The sequence below is a fragment of the Mesorhizobium sp. P5_C1 genome (assembly GCF_054049815.1).
Genome location: NZ_JBFULQ010001434.1, coordinates 1 through 508 on the forward strand (window position 1 = coordinate 1; position 508 = coordinate 508).

Sequence of the window (508 nt, forward strand, 5' to 3'; positions counted from 1 at the left end):
TGTAAGATACTTTCATCGCGTTTGTGGCGCCGCATCGCAAAGACCAGCAAATCGAGCATAATAGACCATTTCGATGTGATGGGTCATGACGTAACCGATGACCTGCTCTACTTCAGAACGGATACCCATTGGAACGAGCTGGGGAAACTCAAAGCCGTCAGGCAACTCGTCTTCGAGTTGACCGGCAGAAAAGTGGACGGCCCGATCCTCGCAAGCGGTCAAGTCATGCACGCCACCGACATGCCAAACAGGCTGCTGAGAATCGACCACGAGGAAGCCGAAGAAACTTATGACGACTACGTATCTCGAACATTTCCTGATGATAGCAATCAAAGGATCGCAGATACGTTTATCCTTCACGACTCATTTTATGGCGTAAGCTATGATTTGTTGAAGCATGTCTTCCTGAATCCCCTTTTTGTATCCTACGGGAACGAGAATATCGAACTGGAAGTCAGCAATGCATTGGCGAAATCGCCCAAGCATGTCCTGGTGAACACCGTCGAGC

Annotated in this window: 1 protein-coding gene; it reads left to right on the forward strand. The window is 49.2% G+C overall.

All coding sequences use genetic code 11. The features are described from left to right. Nucleotides 1-21: 21 nt before the first annotated feature. Nucleotides 22-508, forward strand: a 487-nt coding sequence (locus ACXJ7R_RS36205; protein WP_457155958.1) for a hypothetical protein, incomplete at its 3' end; no start/stop codon positions are given.